Raw genomic sequence first — 509 nt, 5'->3', positions numbered from 1 at the left:
TAAAAACTCAGCTTTTTTATTTGCCCTATCATATTTATAATATTTCACCGGTGCATTATCAGCCATATAAGCAACGATCCAAGTTTTATCGTCTAGCGTCCTACTATTAATAATTAAATCACCGCGATCAATAGATTGCAAATATTTAATATCATCTTCAATATCTTTATCTAATATTTTATATGAGACTCTATCATAATCTATAGAGACTGCTTGCGGAGTTTGCTTTGTGGGATGAACTGTAAATAAGCCAATTTGTCAGCATCAACTATATTATTCTTAATAGCCCAGTTAACACCATCAATTAAATCGGTGTGCATTTTACCGGCATATTCTAAATTACCAGCGTTTAAGAAATCTTTCCCAAAACCGGTAGAACCACGGTAATTTATACTTAAAACTGCGTAACCACGATTTGCAAGCCACTGATGCTCAGGATTGTATCCCCAGCTATCACGTACCCACGGACCGCCGTGGACATTTAAAATTAGAGGTACTTTTCTATCGGG

Annotated in this window: 1 pseudogene; it reads right to left on the bottom strand. The window is 35.8% G+C overall.

Features of this window, described 5'->3' with window-relative positions:
* Window positions 1–242: 242 nt before the first annotated feature.
* A pseudogene (locus tag O6R16_RS08070) lies at window positions 243–509 on the bottom strand (alpha/beta hydrolase family protein); the annotation flags it as partial.

The organism is Candidatus Rickettsia tasmaniensis (assembly GCF_036857515.1).
Taxonomy (GTDB): domain Bacteria; phylum Pseudomonadota; class Alphaproteobacteria; order Rickettsiales; family Rickettsiaceae; genus Rickettsia; species Rickettsia rickettsii.
Note: the sequence above shows the minus strand (reverse complement) of the source record. Positions and strands in the feature narration are given on the sequence as shown.